The sequence below is a fragment of the Mycobacterium sp. NGS17 genome (genome assembly GCF_059813205.1).
The window spans coordinates 170,854-189,515 of the sequence record NZ_JCALED010000006.1 but is presented as its reverse complement, the minus strand read 5'-3'; the positions used below and the strand labels follow the sequence as shown (position 1 = coordinate 189,515).

Sequence of the window (18,662 nt, the reverse complement as noted above, 5' to 3'; positions counted from 1 at the left end):
AAATTCGCCGGACTGCTGGGCCGCAGGTCAGGCCGCTGCATGCGCCCGCAGCAACCTATGAATGTTGATTCTCGTCTGGCGAGAAGATAGTTTTCATTTCAGTGATCTTGGCACGGGACAGCGGTTCGCCGAGGCGGTAATCGATCCGATGGATCCGATGAAAGGGAAGCTCATGAACAAAGAAGACATGATGCTGATCAGCGTCGACGACCACACCGTCGAGCCGCCCGACATGTTCAAGAACCACTTGTCGAAGAAGTACCGGGACGACGCACCCCGGCTGGTGCACAACGATGACGGCTCGGATATGTGGAAGTTCCGCGACACGGTCATCCCGAACGTGGCATTGAACGCGGTCGCCGGTCGTCCCAAGGAGGAATACGGCATCGAGCCGACCGGGCTCGACGAGATCCGGCCGGGTTGTTACAACGTCGACGAACGCGTCAAGGACATGAACGCGGGCGGCATCCTGGCTTCGATCTGCTTCCCCTCCTTCCCGGGCTTTGCCGGGCGGCTGTTCGTCACCGACGATCACGACTTCTCCATCGCGCTGGTGCAGGCCTACAACGACTGGCACATCGAAGAGTGGTGCGGCGCCTACCCGGCGCGGTTCATTCCGATGGCCATCCCGGTGATCTGGGATGCCGAGGCGTGTGCCGCCGAGGTCCGCCGAGTCGCAAAGAAGGGCGTGCACGCGCTGACCTTCACCGAAAACCCGGCCGCGATGGGCTACCCGAGCTTCCACAACGAATACTGGAACCCGTTGTGGGAAGCGTTGTGCGACACCAACACCGTGATGAACGTCCACATCGGTTCCTCGGGCCGGCTGGCGATCACCGCGCCGGACGCGCCGATGGACGTGATGATCACGCTGCAGCCGATGAACATCGTGCAGGCCGCGGCGGACCTGCTGTGGTCGGCACCGATCAAGAAGTACCCCGACCTCAAGATCGCCCTGTCCGAGGGCGGCACCGGGTGGATCCCCTACTTCCTGGAGCGCGCCGACCGCACCTACGAAATGCACTCCACCTGGACGCATCAGAACTTCGGTGACAAGCTGCCGTCCGATGTGTTCCGCGACCACTTCCTGACTTGCTTCATCAGCGACAAGGTGGGCGTGGCGCTGCGCAACATGATCGGCATCGACAACATCTGCTGGGAAGCCGACTACCCGCACAGCGACTCGATGTGGCCGGGTGCGCCGGAAGAGTTGTGGGATGTGTTGTCCATCAATAACGTTCCCGACGACGAGATCAACAAGATGACCTACGAGAACGCGATGCGCTGGTACTCGTTCGACCCCTTCACGCACATTTCGCGTGAACAGGCCACCGTGGGTGCGCTGCGTAAGGCCGCCGAGGGGCATGACGTTTCCATCAAGGCGGCGGGCCACGCCAAGGACGGCCGAGGCGGCGCGTCCTTTGCCGATTTCGCGGCCAACGCGAAAGCCCTTACCGGCAATAAGGACTGAGCGCGAGACTGTCGCCGAGCAGACGCAAAAGCACCTACTTTGTCGGCGTGTCGGGTGCTTTTGTGTTCCCCCGCACGCGGGGGGACCCCCAGCTCGCGCTGAGAAGAGGAGGCCACCGGTGGCTGGAATGAACTTTGAGCTGACGGATGACCAGGAGCTGATCCGTCGGTCGGTGGCGGAGCTGGCGGGGAAATTCGACGACCAGTACTGGATGGAAAAAGACCAGGCGCACGAATTCCCGACCGAGTTCTACCGCGCCATCGCCGACGGCGGCTGGTTGGGAATGACCATCCCCACCGAGTACGGCGGTCATGGCCTCGGCATCACCGAGGCGACGATCCTGCTCGAGGAGGTCGCCAAATCGGGTGGTGCCATGAACGCGGCGAGCTCGATCCACCTGTCCATCTTCGGCATGCAGCCGGTCGTGGTGCACGGCTCCGACGAGCTCAAGGCCAGAACGTTGCCCGCCGTCGCGACCGGCGAGGTCCACGTGTGCTTCGGAGTCACCGAACCCGGTGCCGGGCTTGACACTTCGCGTATCACCACCTTCGCCAAGCGTGATGGCGATCGCTACATCGTCAACGGCCGCAAAGTGTGGATCTCCAAGGCGATGGAATCCGACAAGATCCTGTTGCTCACCCGGACGCAAAGCTACGACGAGGTGACCAAGAAGACCGACGGGATGACGCTGTTCATCACCGATCTCGACCGCAGCCGGGTCGACGTCCGCCCGATCCGCAAGATGGGCCGCAACGCGGTCAGCTCCAACGAGTTGTTCATCGACAATCTCGAGGTGCCTGTCGAGGACCGAATCGGCGAGGAGGGCAAGGGCTTTCAGTACATCCTCGACGGCCTCAACCCGGAGCGAATGCTCATCGCGGCCGAGGCGCTCGGTATCGGCCGGGTGGCGCTGGGGAAGGCGGTGAAATACGGCAACGAGCGCGAGGTCTTCGGCCGGCCCATCGGGATGAACCAGGGTTTGCAGTTTCCGCTCGCCGATTCACTGGCCCGGCTCGATGCCGCCGAACTGATGCTACGCAAGGCCACCTGGCTCTATGACAACGGCAAACCCTGTGGGCGCGAGGCCAATACGGCTAAGTACCTGTGCGCCGATGCCGGCTTCACCGCCGCGGACCGGGCGCTACAAACGCACGGCGGCATGGGTTACGCCGAGGAGTACCACATCACACGGTACTTCCGCGAGGCCCGGCTGATGAAGATCGCGCCGGTCAGCCAGGAGATGATCCTGAACTTCTTGGGAGCCAACGTCCTGAAGCTGCCGAGAAGCTACTAGGTAGTTTGTTTGTCATCGAACGTGAACTGACGGCGGGATTGTTGCGGTTTTTTCGCCCTCAGTGCACGCTCGGCGACTGAGGGGTTGGGCAAAGATATGCGTGAAACAGTGATCGTCGAGGCCGTGCGTACGCCCGTGGGAAAGCGCAACGGCGCGCTGTCCAGCATGCATGCCGCCGACCTCTCCGCGGTCGTACTGACAGAACTCATCGAACGCACCGGCATCGGTCCAGACATCATCGACGACGTCGTCTGGGGCTGCGTGTCCCAGGTTGGCGACCAGTCCAGCAACATCGGGCGCTACGCGGTCCTGGCCGCCGGCTGGCCCGAGACCATTCCCGGGACCACCGTCAACCGCGCCTGCGGGTCCAGCCAGCAGGCGCTGGACTTCGCCGTGCATGCGGTGATGTCGGGCCAGCAGGATGTCGTCGTGGCCGGTGGAGTCGAGGTCATGAGTCGCGTTCCGCTCGGTTCGGCCCGGGCGACGGGTATGCCGTATGGCCCGAAAGTCCTTGCCCGCTATGACGATTTCTCCTTCAACCAGGGTCTGTCGGCGGAGATGATCGCCAAGAAGTGGGGATTCTCGCGCACCCGGCTCGACGAATTCTCCGTCGAATCCCATGAGCGGGCCGCCGCGGCCCAGGATGGCGGCGCCTTCACCGAGCAGATCGTGCCGGTGTTCGTCGACGGAGCCGACAACAACGTCGTCACCGCCGACGAGGGCGTGCGGCGCGGCAGCAGCGTCGAGAAGCTCGCGACGCTCAAGCCGGCCTTCGCCGAGGACGGCGTGATCCACGCGGGCAACTCCTCACAGATCTCCGACGGCGCCGCCGCGTTGCTGGTGACCACCGCCGAGATGGCGGTCGAGCTGGGCCTGACGCCGATGGTGCGGTACCTTGCGGGCGTGGTGACCGGAGCGGATCCGGTGCTGATGCTCACCGGCCCCATTCCGGCGACCGAAAAAGTGCTGAGCAAGGCCGGCATTGGCCTGCCCGACGTGGGCGTCTTCGAGGTCAATGAAGCTTTCGCCCCCGTGCCGCTGGCGTGGCTGGCGGAGACCGGGGCCGACCCGGCACGAATGAATCCGCTGGGCGGCGCCATCGCGCTGGGACATCCGCTTGGTGCGTCCGGAGCGGTGCTGATGACACGCATGGCGCATCACATGCGTGACAACGGGATTCGTTACGGCCTGCAGACCATGTGCGAGGGCGGCGGCACCGCCAACGCCACGCTGGTGGAGCTGGTGAGCTAAGAGCCGCGGCCAGCCGCATCCACAAAATCTTGCTCTGCGTGACCCTTGTCACAGCGGCGAAACTAACCTACTGTGTGTTCACTAGGTTGGTTTCCCGACGTCGATACAACGTGGCTTGAGGGGGTCCCGGTGCCCGTCGCACGGCGATACGACACGCTGCTCGCCAAGGGCGAGGACCGCAAACAGCGGATTCTCGACGTCGCGCAACGCCTGCTCACCCGCAACGGCTGGCGCAGCACGACACTCGCCCAGATCGCCGGCGAGGCCGGGGTCACCCCCGCCGGGTTGCTGCATCACTTCGAATCGAAGGAGCAGCTGCTGCACGCGGTGCTCGATGCCCGCGACCTCGATGACGACACTCACGCCGACCGGACCGGTGACCTGTTCGACCAGATCGCCGCGGTCGCCGACCGTTTTCACCGCGCACCCGAACTCGTGGGCACGTTCACGGTGCTGCTGGTCGAGAACATCCTTCCCGACGCCCCGTTGCACGACCGCATGCTCGCCAGGCACCGGGCCGCGACCGACATCGTCGCCGACCTCATCCGTCGCGGTCAGGCCGACGGCCGGTACCGCAAAGACATAGACCCCGCCGTCAAGGCAGTAGAGATCCTCGCCTTCGTCCACGGAATGGAAACCACATGGTTACTCGATCCTTCGATCCCGCTAGCCGAGGCGTTCAAGCAGTACGCCGAGACACTGGCGCGGGATTTCGCACCTCCGAAGAAGCCCGAGGCGATATGAGATACCGGCTCGACGTCGTCGCCGCCACCGTCATAGACGTGGTGAGGTTCGCCGGCGGCTGGATCTTCGACAGGTCGATGGCGGGTTGGGACGTCACCGTGCTGGTCGCCGACCACCCCGACGACCGGCCGTTGCAGATCATCGGGGCCCAGGTGCTCGACCTGGAAGACGCGCTGGCGACGGTGCAATCGCGTCCCCGCCCGCAGGCCCTGGCGGCGGCGGCGGACCTGTTCGGCTGCGACCCACGGGTGCGCCAAGGCGTGCTGCAGGCCCTGGATCACGGCGTCACCGAGGTCACGCTGTGGGGAGAAAACTGGCCATCCGAACTAGACGACAGCGTCGGGCTGGTGCAACACCAGCTGAGCATGGCCGCGCAGACGTTCAAGGCCCAAGCCCTGGCGGCGGCTGCGGCGCGCGCCTCAGTCGGTCACGTGGAGACCTTCCGGAGCGGGCTGCTCGCTTGGCCGTCGGTTGCCGCAGACCTGGTCCCCGCCAGCTAACCGGGGTTCCGTCGCGGCCTGACGTTCTTTCCGGGGTCCGTCGTTGACGACCACCAGCCTGTGTGAAAATGTAATACTCATCTGCGAGAGGCACGTTCTCACTAGCCGAGATTCAAGGAGCGGGAGATGGCGGACGAATTCTCCGAGTTGGACTTCTTCCGCGGCAGCGAGCTGATCCAGGACCCGTACCCCTACTACGAGGCGCTGCGGGAGCGGTGCCCCGTCACACGCGAGAGCCATCACGACGTCACCATGATCACCGGTTGGGACGAGGCGTGCGCGGTGCTCAACGACGCCGAGACCTGGTCCTCGTGCATCTCGGTGACCGGCCCGTTCCCAGGCTTTCCGGTGCCGATCGAGGGTGACGACATCACCGAGCTGATCGAGGAGCATCGCGACGAGCTGCCGTTCAGCGACCAACTGCCCACCCTCGACCCGCCTACGCACACCAACCACCGATCCCTGATGATGCGGCTGATCACTCCCAAGCGCCTCAAGGAGAACGAGGACGCCATGTGGGCGCTCGCCGACCAGGCGCTCGACGACTTCCTGGCGCCGGGGCGCGGCGAGTGGATCAAGGGCTTCGCGGGCCCGTTCACGCTGCTGGTCATCGCCGACCTGCTCGGAGTGCCGATCGAGGATCGCGACAAGTTCGTCAAAGGCATCGCCGAGCACGCAGGCGGGGGCGTCGGTGGCACCAAGGGATCCCTGGCCCACAGTCCGCTGGAGTTCCTCTACGGCCTGTTCTCCGACTATGTGCGTGATCGCCGCAATGCGCCGCGCGACGACGTGCTCACCGGCCTGGCGACCGCCACCTATCCCGACGGCTCCACCCCGGAGGTCGAGGACGTGGCCCGCGTTGCCAGCAATGTCTTCTCGGCGGGACAGGAGACCACGGTCCGGCTGCTCGGCGCCGCGCTGCAGACCATCGGGGAACGGCCCGACATCCAGGCGCGGCTGCGCAAGGACCGCAGCCTGATTCCGAACTTCATCGAAGAGTCGCTTCGTTACGAGAGCCCCGTCAAGGGCGACTTCCGGATGAACCGCCGGCCGGTCAACGTCGGCGGGGTCGACCTGCCCGCGGGCAGCACCGTGATGATCCTGCAGGCGGCGGCCAACCGGGATCCGCGCCGGTTCGAAGAACCCGCCGTCTTCGATCCGGCCCGCAAGAATGCGCGCCAACACATCTCGTTCGGGCGAGGCATCCACAGCTGTCCCGGCGCGCCCCTGGCCCGGGCCGAGACCCGGGTGGCGATCGAGCGGTTGCTCGACCGCACGACGGACATCAGGATCGACGAGAGCGTTCACGGGCCGGCGAACGACCGCAGCTACCAATATGTTCCGACCTACATCCTGCGCGGCCTGACCGAACTACACCTGGAGTTCACGCTGGCATGAAGGTATGGGTAGACGACCAGAAGTGTCGCGGCCATGGAATGTGTCTCACGCTGTGCCCCGACGTGTTCAGCCTGACCGACGACGGTTACGCCGAGGCCATAGATTCCGATGTCCCAACGGAATTGGAGTCCGCCGCTATCGAGGCGATCCAATGCTGTCCCGAGCAGGCGATCGGCGAGAAATAACCCAAAGTTACGGACGAGTAAGGAGATTCGAGTGGCCAAAGGGTATGTCATCCTCACCGAGGCCATCAAGGACCCGGAAGGCATGAAGGCCTACGCCCAAGCCGCCGGTTCGGCGATGAGCGGTGCCACCATCCTTGCGGTGGACACCGCACCCAAGGTCATCGAAGGCGACTGGCACGGCGACCAGACCGTCGTGTTGGAATTCGAGTCGGTCGATGCGGCTCGGGCTTGGTACGAGTCCGAGGGCTACCAGGAAGCCGCGAAACTGCGGCAGGCCGCCGCCGACTGCAATGCGGTCATCCTCTCCGGATTCTGATCGCTACTCCCCGACGATGGAGATCGCCTGCCGGGGGCATTGACGGACGGCCTCGCGCACGTCCGCCTCGTTCTCCGGGGTGACCTCTTCGTGGTGGACGGTCAGCATGTCGTCGTCGCCGAGTTCGAAGATCTCCGGGTTGATGCCCATGCACACACCGTTGCTCTCACAGAGTCCCCAATCGACTTCGATCTTCTTCGTCATTGTGGCCTCCTTTAACGAAGTACCTTGACGGGCACGTTCTTCCAGCCCGCCACGTTTTGCATATTCACCCGTTTGCACCCCGCCCAGTCCACTTCGTAGCGGGGCATGAAGTCGAGCAGGTGTTCCAGCGCGATCCTGCTCTCCATGCGGGCCAGCGCCGCGCCGAGGCAACTGTGAATCCCGTATCCGAGCCCGAGATGCTGCGCCTCGGTCTGGTCACGCTCGATATCGAATGTGTCTGCCTCGGTGAAGGCCTCCGGGTCGCGGTTCGCCGCGGCGCCGCAAAGGAACACCGGTTTGCCCGCCGGAATCACGCCACCGCTGACGTGGGCCTCTTTCAGCGTGTAGCGGACGTTGTACTGCACCGGACCCGCGTAGCGCAGAAGCTCCTCCACCGCGCCCGGGACCTTGTCGCGATCGTCCTGCAGCTTCTGCCATTGCTCGGGATGACGGGCGAAGAGCACCGCCGCGTTGCCGAGCAGCTTCGTCACCGTCTCGGCGCCGGCACCGCCCAATAGCGTTGCGAAGCCGGTGATCTCAATGTCGTCCAGTTTGCGGGGCTGTCCGTCCTCACCAGGGATCTCGGCCGCGATCAGCCTGCTGATCATGTCGTCCTGCGGCTCGGCGCGCCTCTCCTGGATCAGACCGAAGTAGTACATCGCCGTGTCGATGTTCGCCTGAATGCCGGCCTCGCTGACCTCGATCTGCCCGGGCTCGTGATGCAGGCTGGTGTCGATCCACAGGCGCACCTGCTGGCGGTATTCCTCCGGCACCCCCGCCATCCGGGTAATGACCTCCACCGGGAACGGCCCGGAGAAGTCCTGCACGACGTCGAAGTTGTCGGGATTGGCGGCGCCCAGATACTTCTCGATGACTTCGACGACCGTCTCGCGCTGCGACTGGATGGCCCGCGGGGTGAACGCCTTGTTGAGCAAGCTGCGCATGTGGCGGTGCTCCGGGGGATCCATGAAGATGATCGACTTCTGCTCGGGCGAGATGCCCTTGCGCACCATCGCAAGGTCGCAGCCGCGCGCCGAGGAATACGTCTCGAAGTCCTTGAACGCGGCCGACACGTCTTCGTGGCGGGTCAGCGCGTAGAAGTCCTCTTTTTCGTCGTAGTACAGGGGCGCATCCTCACGCATCCGTCGGTAGATTTCGAACGGATCGTTGAAGTACTCCTCCGAGAACGGATCGAAGACGACCTTCGGTTTTGTCACTGAATCCTCCTCAGCGGCGAGGGCGGGCTGAAACCTTTACAGCGGAGTCCGGGACTGTAACGCTAACGGTAATACCTTCGTGACGAACCGGAAAGACCAAAACGCTGGCATTTCGCAACCCTGCTGAGCTCTCATCGTGGGTGGTCCATCAGGGTCAGCGCCGCATCGGCCGCATCGAGCACGGCGCCGCCGTTTGCTCCGGCCCGGTCGGCGAGGTCGACCACCAACCGAACGTCTTTCTGCAGCAGCCCACCTGCGACACCGGCCAGCCGATCCAGTCCACCGATGCCGCCCAGCGCGTTCAGCGCGAAGCTGCTGCCACTGCTGCGCGACACCACCTCGGCGAGACGGTCCGGTTCGACGCCCAGCTCCTTGGCCAATGATAGGGCGGTGGCGGCGGTGGCCAGGTGGGCGGTGAACAGCAAGTTGTTGAGCAGTTTCGTGGTCTGTCCGGAACCCAGCTCACCGAGGTGCACGACCGGATCGGCATAGGTTTCGAAGACCGGACGGCAGTGCTCGACGACGTCGGTGTCGCCGCCGACCATCACCAGCAGGCGGGCCTCGGCCGCCGCCCCTCCTCCGCCGCTCACCGGCGCGTCGATGACGGATACGCCCAGCGGGGCGGCCTTGGTCGCAAGTTCTCGGCAGGTGTTCGGGTGCACCGTGCTGTGCACGGCGATGACGCCGCCCGGTTTCATCGCCGACAGCAATCCGTTCTCGCTGCAGGCGAGTTCGTCGATGTCGGCGTCGCCGATTACGCAAAGGCAGACCAGGTCGCTGGCTGCGGCGAGTTCGCCCGGAGATCCGGCGATCTTGGCTGTGGTGTCGGCGAACGCCTCGAGGGCTTCCGGCCTGCGCGCCCACAACGTGGTGGGGTAGCCGCCTTCGGCGATCCGGCGCGCCATGGGGCCGCCCTGGCTGCCCAACCCGATGAACCCGACGCGCATCAGCCGGCCTCCAGATCGGATTGCGTGTCCGCTGAGCCCTCGGCCACGCAGTCCTGCACGAATGCAAGAACTTTCGAATGGTAGGCGGGGGCGGCATGGCTGAGGCTGATGTTGTGCCCGGCGTCCGGCTGCCGATGCACGACGAACCGCGCGACCCCGGCGAACAGGGTGCCGATCTCGGCGACCGCCGCATCGTCGGTCTGCCAGACCTTTTCGTGGTCGGCGATGCTGAAATGCACCGGGACGCGCACTGCGGGCGCGAGCTCCGGAAACGTCTTTCGCGCCCAGTCCGACACCATCTGGTCCTCGTAAGCGGGGGCCGACGGCGAAACCGTGGCGCCCCCGAGGACTTCGGGCGGATAGAGTTCCTCTGGGCTCCACAGCAATTCGCGCATGCCCGACGGGCGGTGTTCGCGGGTAGCCGTTTTCAGTATCTCCTTCGCCGCGGGGTGGTAGTGCCGGCCCGTGCCCGCGAGCTCGATGCCGAGCAGGTCGGTACCTCGCCCGTCGGCGGCCATCCGTACGGTCAGCTCGCAGCCGCCCGAATGCCCCCACACGAATACTCCTGCGCCACGCGGTCGTTCGCCGAGGATGCGATTGACAGCACCGTAAGCAAGGTTGACGCGCTGCTCGCCGGACGCCATCGCTTCGGGATACGGTGCCGAGCTGCCATAGCCGGGCCGGTCGAGGGCCACCACGGTGAATCCCGCAGCGGCGCCGGTGCGCAACAGCGAGTACGACGGATGGCCGGGGCAGTCGAAATACGTTGCGGTGGTTCCGCCCCCGTGGATCGCCACAATCACGGCCTTGGGATCGTCGGCCTCAGCGACCAACGCCGACATCGGCACGCCGTCGACGATGACGAGCCGGGGACGGGGGGCGGTGCTCATGTGCCGGCCCGTAGCAGGATCACGCCGCTGGGGGTCAGTCCGCCGCTGCTGACCACTCCGACGCGGGCATCGGCGACTTGGCGGTCGCCGGCCTCGCCCCGCAGCTGGGTCACGGCCTCGTGCAACAGGCCCATGCCGTGGGTCCGGCCATGCGAGAGCTGACCACCATGCGTGTTGAGCGGCAGTTGTCCGTCGCGCGCGATGTTCTTGCCGCCGTCCAGAAATTCCTTGGCCTCACCGATCCCGCAGAAGCCCAGCGCCTCGATCCAGGAAAGGCAGTTCATGGTGAACCCGTCGTACAGCTCGGCGACGTCGACGTCTGCCGGCCGCAGCGAGGTGCGCGTCCACACATGCGCCGCCTGGCCCAGCACCTGTGGCTCGTGCGTCAAAGTGCTTTGATCCCAGTCGATTCGCTCGATGATCTGCGTCCCCACGGCCTCCACCAGCACCGGTGGCTTGGCCAGGTCGCGGGCGGCGTCGACGGCCGAGACGATGACGGCGATGGCGCCATCGCAGGGCACGTCACAATCGTAGAGACCGAACGGCGTGGTGATGGGCCGCGCGTTGAGATAGTCGTCCATCGTCATCGGCGACCGGTAGATGGCCGTCGGGTTGAGTTCGGCGTTGGCGCGCTGGTTCAGCGCGATCCAGCCCAGCGTTTCTTTCGTGGTGCCGTACCGGTGAAAGTGCCGCTGCGCGTTCATCGCCAGGGTGTGCGCCGCGGACGTGGCGCCAAACGGCATCTGCCAGCCCGACATTCGGCCCATCGACGGGGCGATCTTGCCCTGCTTCATCAGCTCGCCATGGGTGGCTTCCCACACCGTCCGGAAGCACAGCACGTGCCGCGCCAGCCCCCCCGCGACCGCAAGCATCGCGGCGATCAAAGAGCCACCCGGGCCGAACGTTTCCATCGCGCCGTTATGCCATGTCGGCCGGATGCCCAACGCGGCCTCAAGGGCAGTGGTGCCCCCCTCGCCCATCCCCGCCACGTTGATTGCGCCGGGGTAGGTGGACAGGCCGTCGATGTCGGCATAGGTCAGGCCCGCGTCGGCGATCGCCGCCTCGCACGCCTGCACCGTCAGCGCCAGTGGCGGCTGCATGAGCCGGCGCCCGATCGGCGACATGCCGATACCCGTCAGCGCGACCTTGTCTTCGAACTTCTCGGTGGTGAGCATCGGCCGGACGTACTCGCCGAAGCGTTCCGGTGCGATCTCGTCGACCGGCAGGGGAGCGGGCTCGACGCCGGGGATGGGCCGAAACAGTGGGAACCAGACGTCCTCGACCTGTTCGAAGGTGACCTCGACCTGCTGTCCGAGTTCGAGGTCGTCGAATTCGCAGTCGACGATGTTGGTGGTCAGTCGCACCCGGGGGTCCTCGGCGATCGCCACCTGCGCGATCACGTAGGGCGCGAGGAGCCCGGGCAGGCTGAATCGCTCGTTGATGGTGAAGCCGGCGAGGGTCGCCCTGCCGGAGACCTCCCGAATTCCGATGTCCAGTGACCGGCAATACCGGCACACCGGCGCCGGCGGATGGATCAGCGATTGGCACGCCTGGCATTCCTGCAGCCGGAGCTTGCCGTCGGCGCCCGAGGTCCAGAAGAATTCGTTGTCCTGCGTGATCAGGGGCAGAGGACGTCCGGGTTCTGGCACGTCACCTCCGGGAGTCGGACGGCGGGCGGTAGCCCCATTATACGAATCGGAGAATCACGTTATCACTGCCGAGAGGCATGATCTAGATGGCGTTGGCGGCGATCGTGCCGCCTATCAGGCGAGGAGCGGCTTGCCGTCAGTACGGCACCCAGGTGCCGGTGAAATAGGTACCCCATTGGTGAAAGCCGGCATTCCACATCGGTTCGTTCGGTGACCACCATGGCCGTGGCGGTGGGGGCGGCGGCACGTCCTGCGCGGCAAACGGCGGTGCATATGCAGGTGGGGCCGCATACCACGCCGGTGGGCCCGCCATCGGCTTGCATTCCCACGTCGCCACGTTGAACGACATGTTGGGATCGCACTCCGCCGAGCTGATTGCCGGCGTCGCGATCACCGCGGCCGCCATCGGCACGAAGGCAACAGCGACGACAACTGTCAGACGACCCAAAAACCACCTCATGGTGGGCCTCCCTTGGCGCCATCCCCACGCTGGCTGGTCACAGCTTATTCCGTCGGTACCGCCACGGCCAGATTCAAAGCGAAGCAGCAGCGAGCCGCTCTGGCCTGTGGCATTTACTTGCGGCCGAAGGTTATGCTCCAGACGCGATATCAAGTACTTAACATTCGGAGGGCTGATTGCTCGACGCAGAGAAGATCCTGATCACCGGCGCGACCGGCAAGATCGCGTTCCCCATCGCGCGTGCCCTGGCGGCGGCGGGAAACGAGGTATGGGGCGCCGCGCGCCTGAAAGACCCCGCGGCCCGGCAGAAACTCGCGGACGCCGGAATCCAACCCGTGGCGCTGGACGTCGGCGACGGGGACTTCTCCTCTCTCCCAGACGATTTCACCTACGTATTCCACGCGGCCGTAGACCCCGGCGTGGACGACTGGAACCGCTGCGTGGAAACGAACGCACAGGCGTCCGGCGACTTGCTGTACCACTGCCGCGCCGCACAGGGTTTCGTCTTCTGCTCTACCGGCTCGATCTACGCTTACCAGGGCCACCGACCGCTGACCGAGACCGATCCACCGGGGGCGCCGTTGCGGGCGAACTACAGCTTCTCCAAGGTTGCCGCCGAGGCGGTGTGCACCTGGATCGCCAAGCACTACCGGATTCCGCTGACGATCATCCGCATTTGTTCGACGTATGGCCCCCAAGGCGGTGCACCCGCCGATCGTCTCGATGCGATGTTGGCGGGCAAGCCCATTCGGTTGCATCCGGACAAGCCGAACAACTACAACCCCATCTATGAAGACGACTATGTGGAACTCGGCATCCGTGCGATGGAGGTCGCCGCGGTGCCGCCCGTGGTGGTGAACTGGGCCGGTAGCGAGACGGTCAGCGTCGAGGAGTATTGCGCCTTCATGGGTGAGTTGGTCGGTGTCGAGCCGATCTTCGAGTACACAGATCAGGCGCACACGCCGCTGTGGCCCGACGTCACCCGCATGCACGACGTCCTCGGGCGCACCAAGGTGCCGTGGCGAGAGGGGTTCCGGCGCATGGTCGCGGCACGACATCCCGAAATTCCTCGGCCCCAGCACGATCCGGCGAGAGCGTGACGACGGCTATGCACCTTCCCGGCACGCCGTCCGATGAGGTCACCGAGATCCTTGCCACCGGCAGTGGCGAGATCACTACCCTGTTCGTCTCCATGGCGACCCGGCACCCCGACGGCAAGGACGCGGAGTACCTACGCTGGCACACCCTGGACCACCGCCCCGAGCAGCACCGGTTGGCCGCTGTGCGCGCCTCACTGCGCCTGGTGTCCACGCCGGCCTGCCGCTCCGCCCGGGCGATCATCGACGGGCCCTTGGACGCCGTCGACCACATGATGACCTACTTCTTCACCGACCCGGCCGGGCTGCAGGATTTCAACGAGCTGTCAACGGCATTGGGCAATGCCGACCGTAAGCTCCCGCTGCTGCCACCGGTGGAGCGCGGCGTCTATGGCGTGCAACGGAAAGCGGCCGCGCCGCGCGTCAAGGTCGGGTCGGACGTGCTGCCCTGGCTGCCCGTCCGGGGCGCCTTCGTGTTGGTCGAGCGAGGATCGGCATCGCCGAACCCGCTGTTGGAGGTCGACGGAGTCGCGGGTGTCTGGTCCGCAGTATCGTTTCGGGTCGACGCCGGCTTGGCCAGTGCGCAAGAGAATCAGACCATCACATACTGCTTCCTCGATGACGATCCGATCGCCACCGCGAAACGGCTGCACCCGGCGCTCAAGACCCGGTGGGCCGAGTCGGACATCGAACCTTTTTTCGCCGCACCCTTTTTCGCGGTCGTTCCGTACGAGTGGGACCGGTATGTGCCCTAGAAAAGGGGTCGTGTGCGCATCGGCCTGATGGTTGGTTCTGATAAGGAGCGCTCGCGCGCCGATCGGCTAGCGGGACTGGTCGATGATGGTGTCGCCGCCGAAACCGACGGTTTCACCGCGTTTTGGATGCCCCAGGTCCCCGGCTACCTCGACGCGATGACCGCCGTGGCCCTGATCGGACAGGCCACCGATCGTATCGAGATCGGAACGGCCGTCGTGCCGATCCAGACTCGCCATCCGATGATCATGGCGCAACAAGCGTTGACCACCCAGGCCGTGTGTGACGGGCGGTTCACGCTTGGCATCGGACCCTCGCATCATTGGATCGTCAACTCTCAATTGGGATTGCCCTATGATCGCCCGGCCAGCTTGATGGGTGACTACCTCGAGGTGCTCAGCTCGGCCTTCGCCGGGCCCGGGAGCGTCGATGTCGACAACGAAAGCTTCTGCGTCCATTCACCGGTCGATGTCACCGACGGGTTCGAGATGCCGGTCTTATTGTCAGCGCTCGGTCCGACGATGCTGCAGCTCGCCGGGGAGCGTTCCGGCGGAACCGTTCTGTGGATGGCGGACGAGCGGGCAATCGCAGACCACGTCGTTCCGCGCATCACCGCGGCGGCTGACCGGGCCGGGCGGCCCGCGCCACGGATCGTCGCCGGGGTGCCCGTCGCACTCTGCTCGAACGCCGAGACCGACGGTGCTCGCGGCTACGCCAGCGAGGTGCTCGGGCACGCCGACTTCTCGCCGAACTACGTGCGGCTGCTGCAGCACGGCGACGCCGCAGACGTCGGCGACACGATGGCGGCCGGCGACGAGGCGGCCGTCTTGGATCGGCTGAACCGGTATCGCGACGCGGGCGTCACCGACCTCGCGGTGCGAATCGTGCCGCTGGGCAAGGACATCAGCGAGCGGACCAAATCGCGGCGTCGTACTCAGGAGTTCCTGTCGTCCCTGTGTCCAAGTATCTGAGCGGCCCGCTGAAGATCAGCGCGACGGCAATCCGAGGACGCGCTGGGCGATGATGTTGCGCTGAATCTCCGAGGTGCCGCCCGCGATGGTGCCCGCGTAGCTGCTGATGTAGCGCGCGAACCAGCCGGCGGTGAAAAGGTCGGGGGCGTAAGGGTTGTACGGAGCCGTGAGCATTTTGTCGCGTAAACCGTCGGCCCCCGCCGCGTCCAGTGCGTGCCGGAGTGCGCTCTGCTCGGCCTCCGAACCGAAGACCTTCAGCACGGACAGCGCCGCCACGTCTACCTCACCCCGGGCCGCGCGCCCCAGCGCAGCCGAACCGAGCAGCCGCAGCGCGTAATAGTCCATCACGATAGTGGCGTAGTGGTCCGCGTTCACCGCGTCCGCCGGCCGGTAGTTCTCGAGCAGCTGTTCGAGCCGGTTCGCGAAGGCCATCCACATCAGGGTGCGCTCGTGGCCGAGGGAGCCGTTGGCCACCTGCCACCCACCGTTGAGCGGGCCGACCAGGTTGTCCGTGGGGACCCGGACGTCGTTGAAGAAGACCTCGTTGAAGTCCAACTCGTCACGGTCATAGACCGGCGGGAAGGGCCGACGCACCACCCCCGGAGTGTCGGTCGGGATGAGCAGCGCGCTGATTCCCTTGTGCCTGGGGGCCTTTGGGTCCGTGCGAACGAAGGTCAGGATGACGTCGGCGTCATGAGCGCCAGACGTCCACACCTTCTGCCCGTTGACCACGAAGTCATCGCCGATCAACTCCGCCTTGGTTCGCAGCCCGGCCAGGTCGGAGCCGGCTCCGGGTTCGCTCATTCCCAGCGACGCGGTCATTTCGGCTCGCAGGATGGGAACGGCCCAGCGCCGCTTCTGTTCCTCGGTGCCGAAGGACAACAGCGACGCCGCGATGATGCCGACGCCTTGCGGATTGAAGCAGTGATAGATCCGGCGGCGCGACAACTCCTCGCGATGTACGAACTGCTTCAGGATGTTTGCGTTGCGGCCGCCGAATTCCGGCGGGTTGCCCGGCAGTAGCCACCCGTGGTCGAACTGGAGCCGCTGCCAGCGACGCGACCACTCGGGCATGTGCGAGGTCGACGAGGGCCGCTCCCCGGCCTGGGCTTGGCTCGGCAGATGTTCGGTCAGGAACCTCACGAACTCCGCGCGAAACGCTTCCACGTCGGTGTCAAAGGTGAGTCGCACCGAGCTACCTTCCCGGTCGCCTCAGCGTGTGAATCCCCACTCCGCCTCGTTCTCTTCGGTTTTCAGGTGTTCGGCCGGATCCTCGGTGTCGGCGAGCGGGGGCTGAGAAGCGCGGTTGGTGCGCTGACCGATCTCGGTGATGGCGTGCACGGGGCAGTCGAGCAGAGCCCGCATGACCGCGTCGCGATCCGGCTCCGCCACCGTGCCGTCCCCGATGAGCGATGCGTATCCCCAATCGTCCAGCGAGAAGTATCCCGGCGCGTGCTTGGCGCAGATACCGAAGCCGTCGCAAATGGTGCGGTCCAGACGGATTTTCATGCTTGCCTCACTGGTTCCGCCTCGTAGGGGCGGTCCGCGCGGAACGCGCCGTCTGCGCAGTCAGGGCACCTGCCGTCGAGATGCACACCGACTTCGTCCGGGAACTGGTCGAGCAGGCTGGCGGCAACGTTGGTCGCGGCATCCAGCGTCGCGCACGCGCCGCGTCCACGCAGCAGCACCGACCAACGGCGCAACCGTTGGACGTCTTCTGTCGTCGCAGCGCCGTCGCGCAGCGTCCCGGCGGCCGCGGCCATCGCCGCCGTCCCGTTGAAACAAGAGCCGCACTGCCCGGCGTTTTCGCGGTCGAAGTACGCGAGCACCGATGCCGCCACCGCGACGGGACAGTCGTCGGTGATCACCGAGATCGCGCCACAGCCAAGGCCGCTACCGACACGCCGCATCGTCTCGTGGTCCAGGGTCGTCTCCAACACAGAACGGTTGAGCAGACCGGCGAAGTAGCCGCCCATCAACGCCCCGCGTACGTCGCCGGGCGAAACGCCGTGCAAGCCAAGTAAATCGGTGAACGCCAGTCCATGGGGAAGCTCGTAGAGGACCGGCGGCTTACCGCCTCCGGTGATGGTGGCCAGGAAGGTCCCCGGCGACAGCGTCGTGCCTTGCGACCGAAAATCAGCCGAGCCGTGGCTTTGCAGATAGGGCAGGTTCGCCAAAGTCTCGATGTTGCTCACCAACGTGGGCCGGTCGTCGACTCCCGCCTCGAAGGGCCGCGGTGGTTTGTCCGTTGGCTTGGCGGGGCCGCCGTTGATGGCCCGGACCGCGGCGGTCTCCTCGCCGGCCACGTATCCCGGTTGCACGGTGAGCATGTCGATCGTGACGCCGAGCGTCTCGGCGCCCAACTCGTTCAACGCGGCTTCGACGCTGTGTGCCGATTCCGGGTCGGAGACGTAGATGCAGGCGCGGTCAGCGGTCACCATCGTCGCGGCGAGCCGCAGCCCGTCCAGGACCAGGTGCGGGCGATTCCGTAGCAACCAGCGGTCCTTGATCGAAGCCGGTTCTCCCTCTTCGCCGTTCGCGACGACGACGGGGACACCCATCAAGCGTCCGTTGTCGCGTACCGCCCGCAGCTTCACCGCCAGCGGAAACGCCGCACCCCCGCGCCCGACCAGTCCGCTCGATTCGACCTCGCTTAGCAATTCATCGGCATCGGCGAGTGGACGGTAGCCGCCGAGCTTTCGATAGGCCGCCAGGTCTTCCCGACCGGTCTGCTCGATCAGCAGCCGCGGCGTGCACCCGGGTGCGCTGGCGGTGGTGATGTTGGTGGTTTCAGTGGTGTTCACAGCTGGCCTGCCATCGTCTTGGTTAGGCTTGCGCACATGCGAACTGCCGTGGTGCGTGTCAACGTCGACCCGGACACCGTTCTCGCGCCTGCGCAACTACGTGACGGCATGGCGGCTCTCCTCGAGGCTGCGGCCGAGGCCGGCGTCGGAGTGGTCGACAACGACCTCGCGTCCCTGCCGGCGAGTCGTCGCGAGGTTGAACTGCTCATCGAGGCCGAAGATGGCGAGACGGCCAGGAGCACCGCTATCGAGTTGTGCGCCAAGGTGTTCGGCGCCGGGCCGGTCCCGGGTGTGATCACCTTTGTCAGCCGGGGCACTGACGACGACGCGCACGGGGTGCTGTCCGCGTTCGGGTTGACCGGTGACATCGAGCGCACGCCCGGCGATGACGGGTTCGACATCGTCCACGTCACGCTGCGAGAGTCCGACCTCGAACGGATTCCGGAAAGCCGTGTGCACACGGCGCTGGAGGCGTCGCTCAATTGTGAGGTCCACATCCGCACCAGGTAAT

The 18,662-nt window shown here is 65.6% G+C and carries 21 protein-coding genes; 12 read left to right on the top strand and 9 right to left on the bottom strand.

Annotated elements, in window-relative coordinates:
* Positions 1 to 172 precede the first annotated feature (172 nt).
* From AC5Y7E_RS15295 to AC5Y7E_RS15260, 8 genes are all read left to right on the top strand, one after another.
* Positions 173 to 1,471 (top strand): amidohydrolase family protein, encoded by a 1,299-nt coding sequence (locus tag AC5Y7E_RS15295; protein ID WP_499949630.1) that lies wholly within the window; start codon positions 173 to 175, stop codon positions 1,469 to 1,471.
* A gap of 127 nt (positions 1,472 to 1,598) precedes the next feature.
* The gene (locus AC5Y7E_RS15290) at positions 1,599 to 2,765 is read left to right on the top strand and encodes an acyl-CoA dehydrogenase family protein (RefSeq protein WP_499949629.1); all 1,167 of its coding nucleotides are present in this window, start codon (positions 1,599 to 1,601) and stop codon (positions 2,763 to 2,765) included.
* A gap of 96 nt (positions 2,766 to 2,861) precedes the next feature.
* The gene (locus tag AC5Y7E_RS15285) at positions 2,862 to 4,016 is read left to right on the top strand and encodes a thiolase family protein (RefSeq protein WP_499949628.1); all 1,155 of its coding nucleotides are present in this window, start codon (positions 2,862 to 2,864) and stop codon (positions 4,014 to 4,016) included.
* Positions 4,017 to 4,145: 129 nt separating this feature from the next.
* Complete coding sequence (locus tag AC5Y7E_RS15280) at positions 4,146 to 4,760, top strand: TetR/AcrR family transcriptional regulator (protein WP_499918739.1); 615 nt, start codon at positions 4,146 to 4,148, stop codon at positions 4,758 to 4,760.
* A complete protein-coding gene (locus AC5Y7E_RS15275; protein ID WP_499949627.1) occupies positions 4,757 to 5,260 on the top strand; it encodes a hypothetical protein in 504 nt (167 codons plus the stop codon). The genes AC5Y7E_RS15280 and AC5Y7E_RS15275 overlap by 4 nt, the downstream gene beginning before the upstream one ends.
* Positions 5,261 to 5,386: 126 nt before the next feature.
* Complete coding sequence (locus tag AC5Y7E_RS15270; protein WP_499949626.1) at positions 5,387 to 6,658, top strand: cytochrome P450; 1,272 nt, start codon at positions 5,387 to 5,389, stop codon at positions 6,656 to 6,658.
* Positions 6,655 to 6,843 carry a ferredoxin gene (locus tag AC5Y7E_RS15265; protein ID WP_499949625.1) on the top strand — a complete coding sequence of 63 codons (189 nt, stop codon included), beginning with the start codon at positions 6,655 to 6,657 and terminating at the stop codon, positions 6,841 to 6,843. Before AC5Y7E_RS15270 ends, AC5Y7E_RS15265 begins: the two co-directional genes overlap by 4 nt.
* Positions 6,844 to 6,874: 31 nt before the next feature.
* The gene (locus AC5Y7E_RS15260; protein ID WP_499918734.1) at positions 6,875 to 7,159 is read left to right on the top strand and encodes a DUF1330 domain-containing protein; all 285 of its coding nucleotides are present in this window, start codon (positions 6,875 to 6,877) and stop codon (positions 7,157 to 7,159) included.
* Positions 7,160 to 7,162: 3 nt separating this feature from the next.
* Here AC5Y7E_RS15260 and AC5Y7E_RS15255 read toward each other — a convergent pair whose 3' ends face one another.
* The 6 genes from AC5Y7E_RS15255 to AC5Y7E_RS15230 all read right to left on the bottom strand — a co-directional run bounded on the left by AC5Y7E_RS15255 (position 7,163) and on the right by AC5Y7E_RS15230 (position 12,526).
* Positions 7,163 to 7,363, bottom strand: coding sequence for a ferredoxin (locus AC5Y7E_RS15255; RefSeq protein WP_499949624.1), 201 nt, complete (start codon positions 7,361 to 7,363; stop codon positions 7,163 to 7,165).
* Positions 7,364 to 7,374: 11 nt separating this feature from the next.
* The gene (locus AC5Y7E_RS15250) at positions 7,375 to 8,580 is read right to left on the bottom strand and encodes a cytochrome P450 (RefSeq protein ID WP_499949622.1); all 1,206 of its coding nucleotides are present in this window, start codon (positions 8,578 to 8,580) and stop codon (positions 7,375 to 7,377) included.
* A 131-nt stretch (positions 8,581 to 8,711) separates the two neighbouring features.
* Positions 8,712 to 9,527 carry an NAD(P)-dependent oxidoreductase gene (locus tag AC5Y7E_RS15245; RefSeq protein ID WP_499949621.1) on the bottom strand — a complete coding sequence of 272 codons (816 nt, stop codon included), beginning with the start codon at positions 9,525 to 9,527 and terminating at the stop codon, positions 8,712 to 8,714.
* A complete protein-coding gene (locus AC5Y7E_RS15240) occupies positions 9,527 to 10,417 on the bottom strand; it encodes an alpha/beta hydrolase (protein WP_499949620.1) in 891 nt (296 codons plus the stop codon). Before AC5Y7E_RS15240 ends, AC5Y7E_RS15245 begins: the two co-directional genes overlap by 1 nt.
* Positions 10,414 to 12,066, bottom strand: coding sequence for a thiolase C-terminal domain-containing protein (locus AC5Y7E_RS15235; protein WP_499949618.1), 1,653 nt, complete (start codon positions 12,064 to 12,066; stop codon positions 10,414 to 10,416). Before AC5Y7E_RS15235 ends, AC5Y7E_RS15240 begins: the two co-directional genes overlap by 4 nt.
* Before the next feature lie 136 nt (positions 12,067 to 12,202).
* Complete coding sequence (locus AC5Y7E_RS15230; RefSeq protein WP_499949616.1) at positions 12,203 to 12,526, bottom strand: hypothetical protein; 324 nt, start codon at positions 12,524 to 12,526, stop codon at positions 12,203 to 12,205.
* A 176-nt stretch (positions 12,527 to 12,702) separates the two neighbouring features.
* On the opposite strand from AC5Y7E_RS15230, the gene AC5Y7E_RS15225 reads away from it, so the two are divergent.
* The 3 genes from AC5Y7E_RS15225 to AC5Y7E_RS15215 are packed head-to-tail and all read left to right on the top strand — an operon-like array spanning position 12,703 to position 15,347.
* A complete protein-coding gene (locus AC5Y7E_RS15225) occupies positions 12,703 to 13,626 on the top strand; it encodes an NAD-dependent epimerase/dehydratase family protein (protein WP_499918726.1) in 924 nt (307 codons plus the stop codon).
* Between the two features lie 8 nt (positions 13,627 to 13,634).
* Positions 13,635 to 14,378 carry a hypothetical protein gene (locus tag AC5Y7E_RS15220; RefSeq protein ID WP_499919028.1) on the top strand — a complete coding sequence of 248 codons (744 nt, stop codon included), beginning with the start codon at positions 13,635 to 13,637 and terminating at the stop codon, positions 14,376 to 14,378.
* 12 nt (positions 14,379 to 14,390) lie between these two features.
* Positions 14,391 to 15,347 (top strand): LLM class F420-dependent oxidoreductase, encoded by a 957-nt coding sequence (locus AC5Y7E_RS15215; RefSeq protein ID WP_499918725.1) that lies wholly within the window; start codon positions 14,391 to 14,393, stop codon positions 15,345 to 15,347.
* A 15-nt stretch (positions 15,348 to 15,362) separates the two neighbouring features.
* Here the strand turns inward: AC5Y7E_RS15215 and AC5Y7E_RS15210 are convergent, their stop codons facing one another.
* Genes AC5Y7E_RS15210 through AC5Y7E_RS15200 form a run of 3 tightly spaced genes read right to left on the bottom strand, consistent with a single transcriptional unit; the run spans position 15,363 to position 18,151 of the window.
* Positions 15,363 to 16,538 (bottom strand): acyl-CoA dehydrogenase family protein, encoded by a 1,176-nt coding sequence (locus tag AC5Y7E_RS15210; protein ID WP_499918724.1) that lies wholly within the window; start codon positions 16,536 to 16,538, stop codon positions 15,363 to 15,365.
* A gap of 21 nt (positions 16,539 to 16,559) precedes the next feature.
* Positions 16,560 to 16,856, bottom strand: coding sequence for a ferredoxin (locus tag AC5Y7E_RS15205; protein ID WP_499918723.1), 297 nt, complete (start codon positions 16,854 to 16,856; stop codon positions 16,560 to 16,562).
* Entirely contained in the window at positions 16,853 to 18,151 is a 1,299-nt protein-coding gene (locus tag AC5Y7E_RS15200) for an NADH-ubiquinone oxidoreductase-F iron-sulfur binding region domain-containing protein (protein ID WP_499949615.1), read from the bottom strand. The genes AC5Y7E_RS15205 and AC5Y7E_RS15200 overlap by 4 nt, the downstream gene beginning before the upstream one ends.
* Before the next feature lie 36 nt (positions 18,152 to 18,187).
* On the opposite strand from AC5Y7E_RS15200, the gene AC5Y7E_RS15195 reads away from it, so the two are divergent.
* On the top strand, positions 18,188 to 18,661 hold the full coding sequence (locus tag AC5Y7E_RS15195) for a hypothetical protein (protein ID WP_499918720.1): 474 nt from the start codon (positions 18,188 to 18,190) through the stop codon (positions 18,659 to 18,661).
* The last annotated feature ends 1 nt before the right edge of the window (position 18,662 follow it).

Bases quoted from the DNA above. Each gene is read 5' to 3' on its own strand.
- AC5Y7E_RS15295 (WP_499949630.1), top strand. From the start codon at position 173: ATGAACAAAGAAGACATGATGCTGATCAGCGTCGACGACCACACCGTC.
- AC5Y7E_RS15290 (WP_499949629.1), top strand. From the start codon at position 1,599: ATGAACTTTGAGCTGACGGATGACCAGGAGCTGATCCGTCGGTCGGTG.
- AC5Y7E_RS15285 (WP_499949628.1), top strand. From the start codon at position 2,862: ATGCGTGAAACAGTGATCGTCGAGGCCGTGCGTACGCCCGTGGGAAAG.
- AC5Y7E_RS15275 (WP_499949627.1), top strand. From the start codon at position 4,757: ATGAGATACCGGCTCGACGTCGTCGCCGCCACCGTCATAGACGTGGTG.
- AC5Y7E_RS15270 (WP_499949626.1), top strand. From the start codon at position 5,387: ATGGCGGACGAATTCTCCGAGTTGGACTTCTTCCGCGGCAGCGAGCTG.
- AC5Y7E_RS15265 (WP_499949625.1), top strand. From the start codon at position 6,655: ATGAAGGTATGGGTAGACGACCAGAAGTGTCGCGGCCATGGAATGTGT.
- AC5Y7E_RS15255 (WP_499949624.1), bottom strand. From the start codon at position 7,363: ATGACGAAGAAGATCGAAGTCGATTGGGGACTCTGTGAGAGCAACGGT.
- AC5Y7E_RS15245 (WP_499949621.1), bottom strand. From the start codon at position 9,527: ATGCGCGTCGGGTTCATCGGGTTGGGCAGCCAGGGCGGCCCCATGGCG.
- AC5Y7E_RS15240 (WP_499949620.1), bottom strand. From the start codon at position 10,417: ATGAGCACCGCCCCCCGTCCCCGGCTCGTCATCGTCGACGGCGTGCCG.
- AC5Y7E_RS15230 (WP_499949616.1), bottom strand. From the start codon at position 12,526: ATGAGGTGGTTTTTGGGTCGTCTGACAGTTGTCGTCGCTGTTGCCTTC.
- AC5Y7E_RS15220 (WP_499919028.1), top strand. From the start codon at position 13,635: ATGCACCTTCCCGGCACGCCGTCCGATGAGGTCACCGAGATCCTTGCC.
- AC5Y7E_RS15205 (WP_499918723.1), bottom strand. From the start codon at position 16,856: ATGAAAATCCGTCTGGACCGCACCATTTGCGACGGCTTCGGTATCTGC.
- AC5Y7E_RS15195 (WP_499918720.1), top strand. From the start codon at position 18,188: ATGCGAACTGCCGTGGTGCGTGTCAACGTCGACCCGGACACCGTTCTC.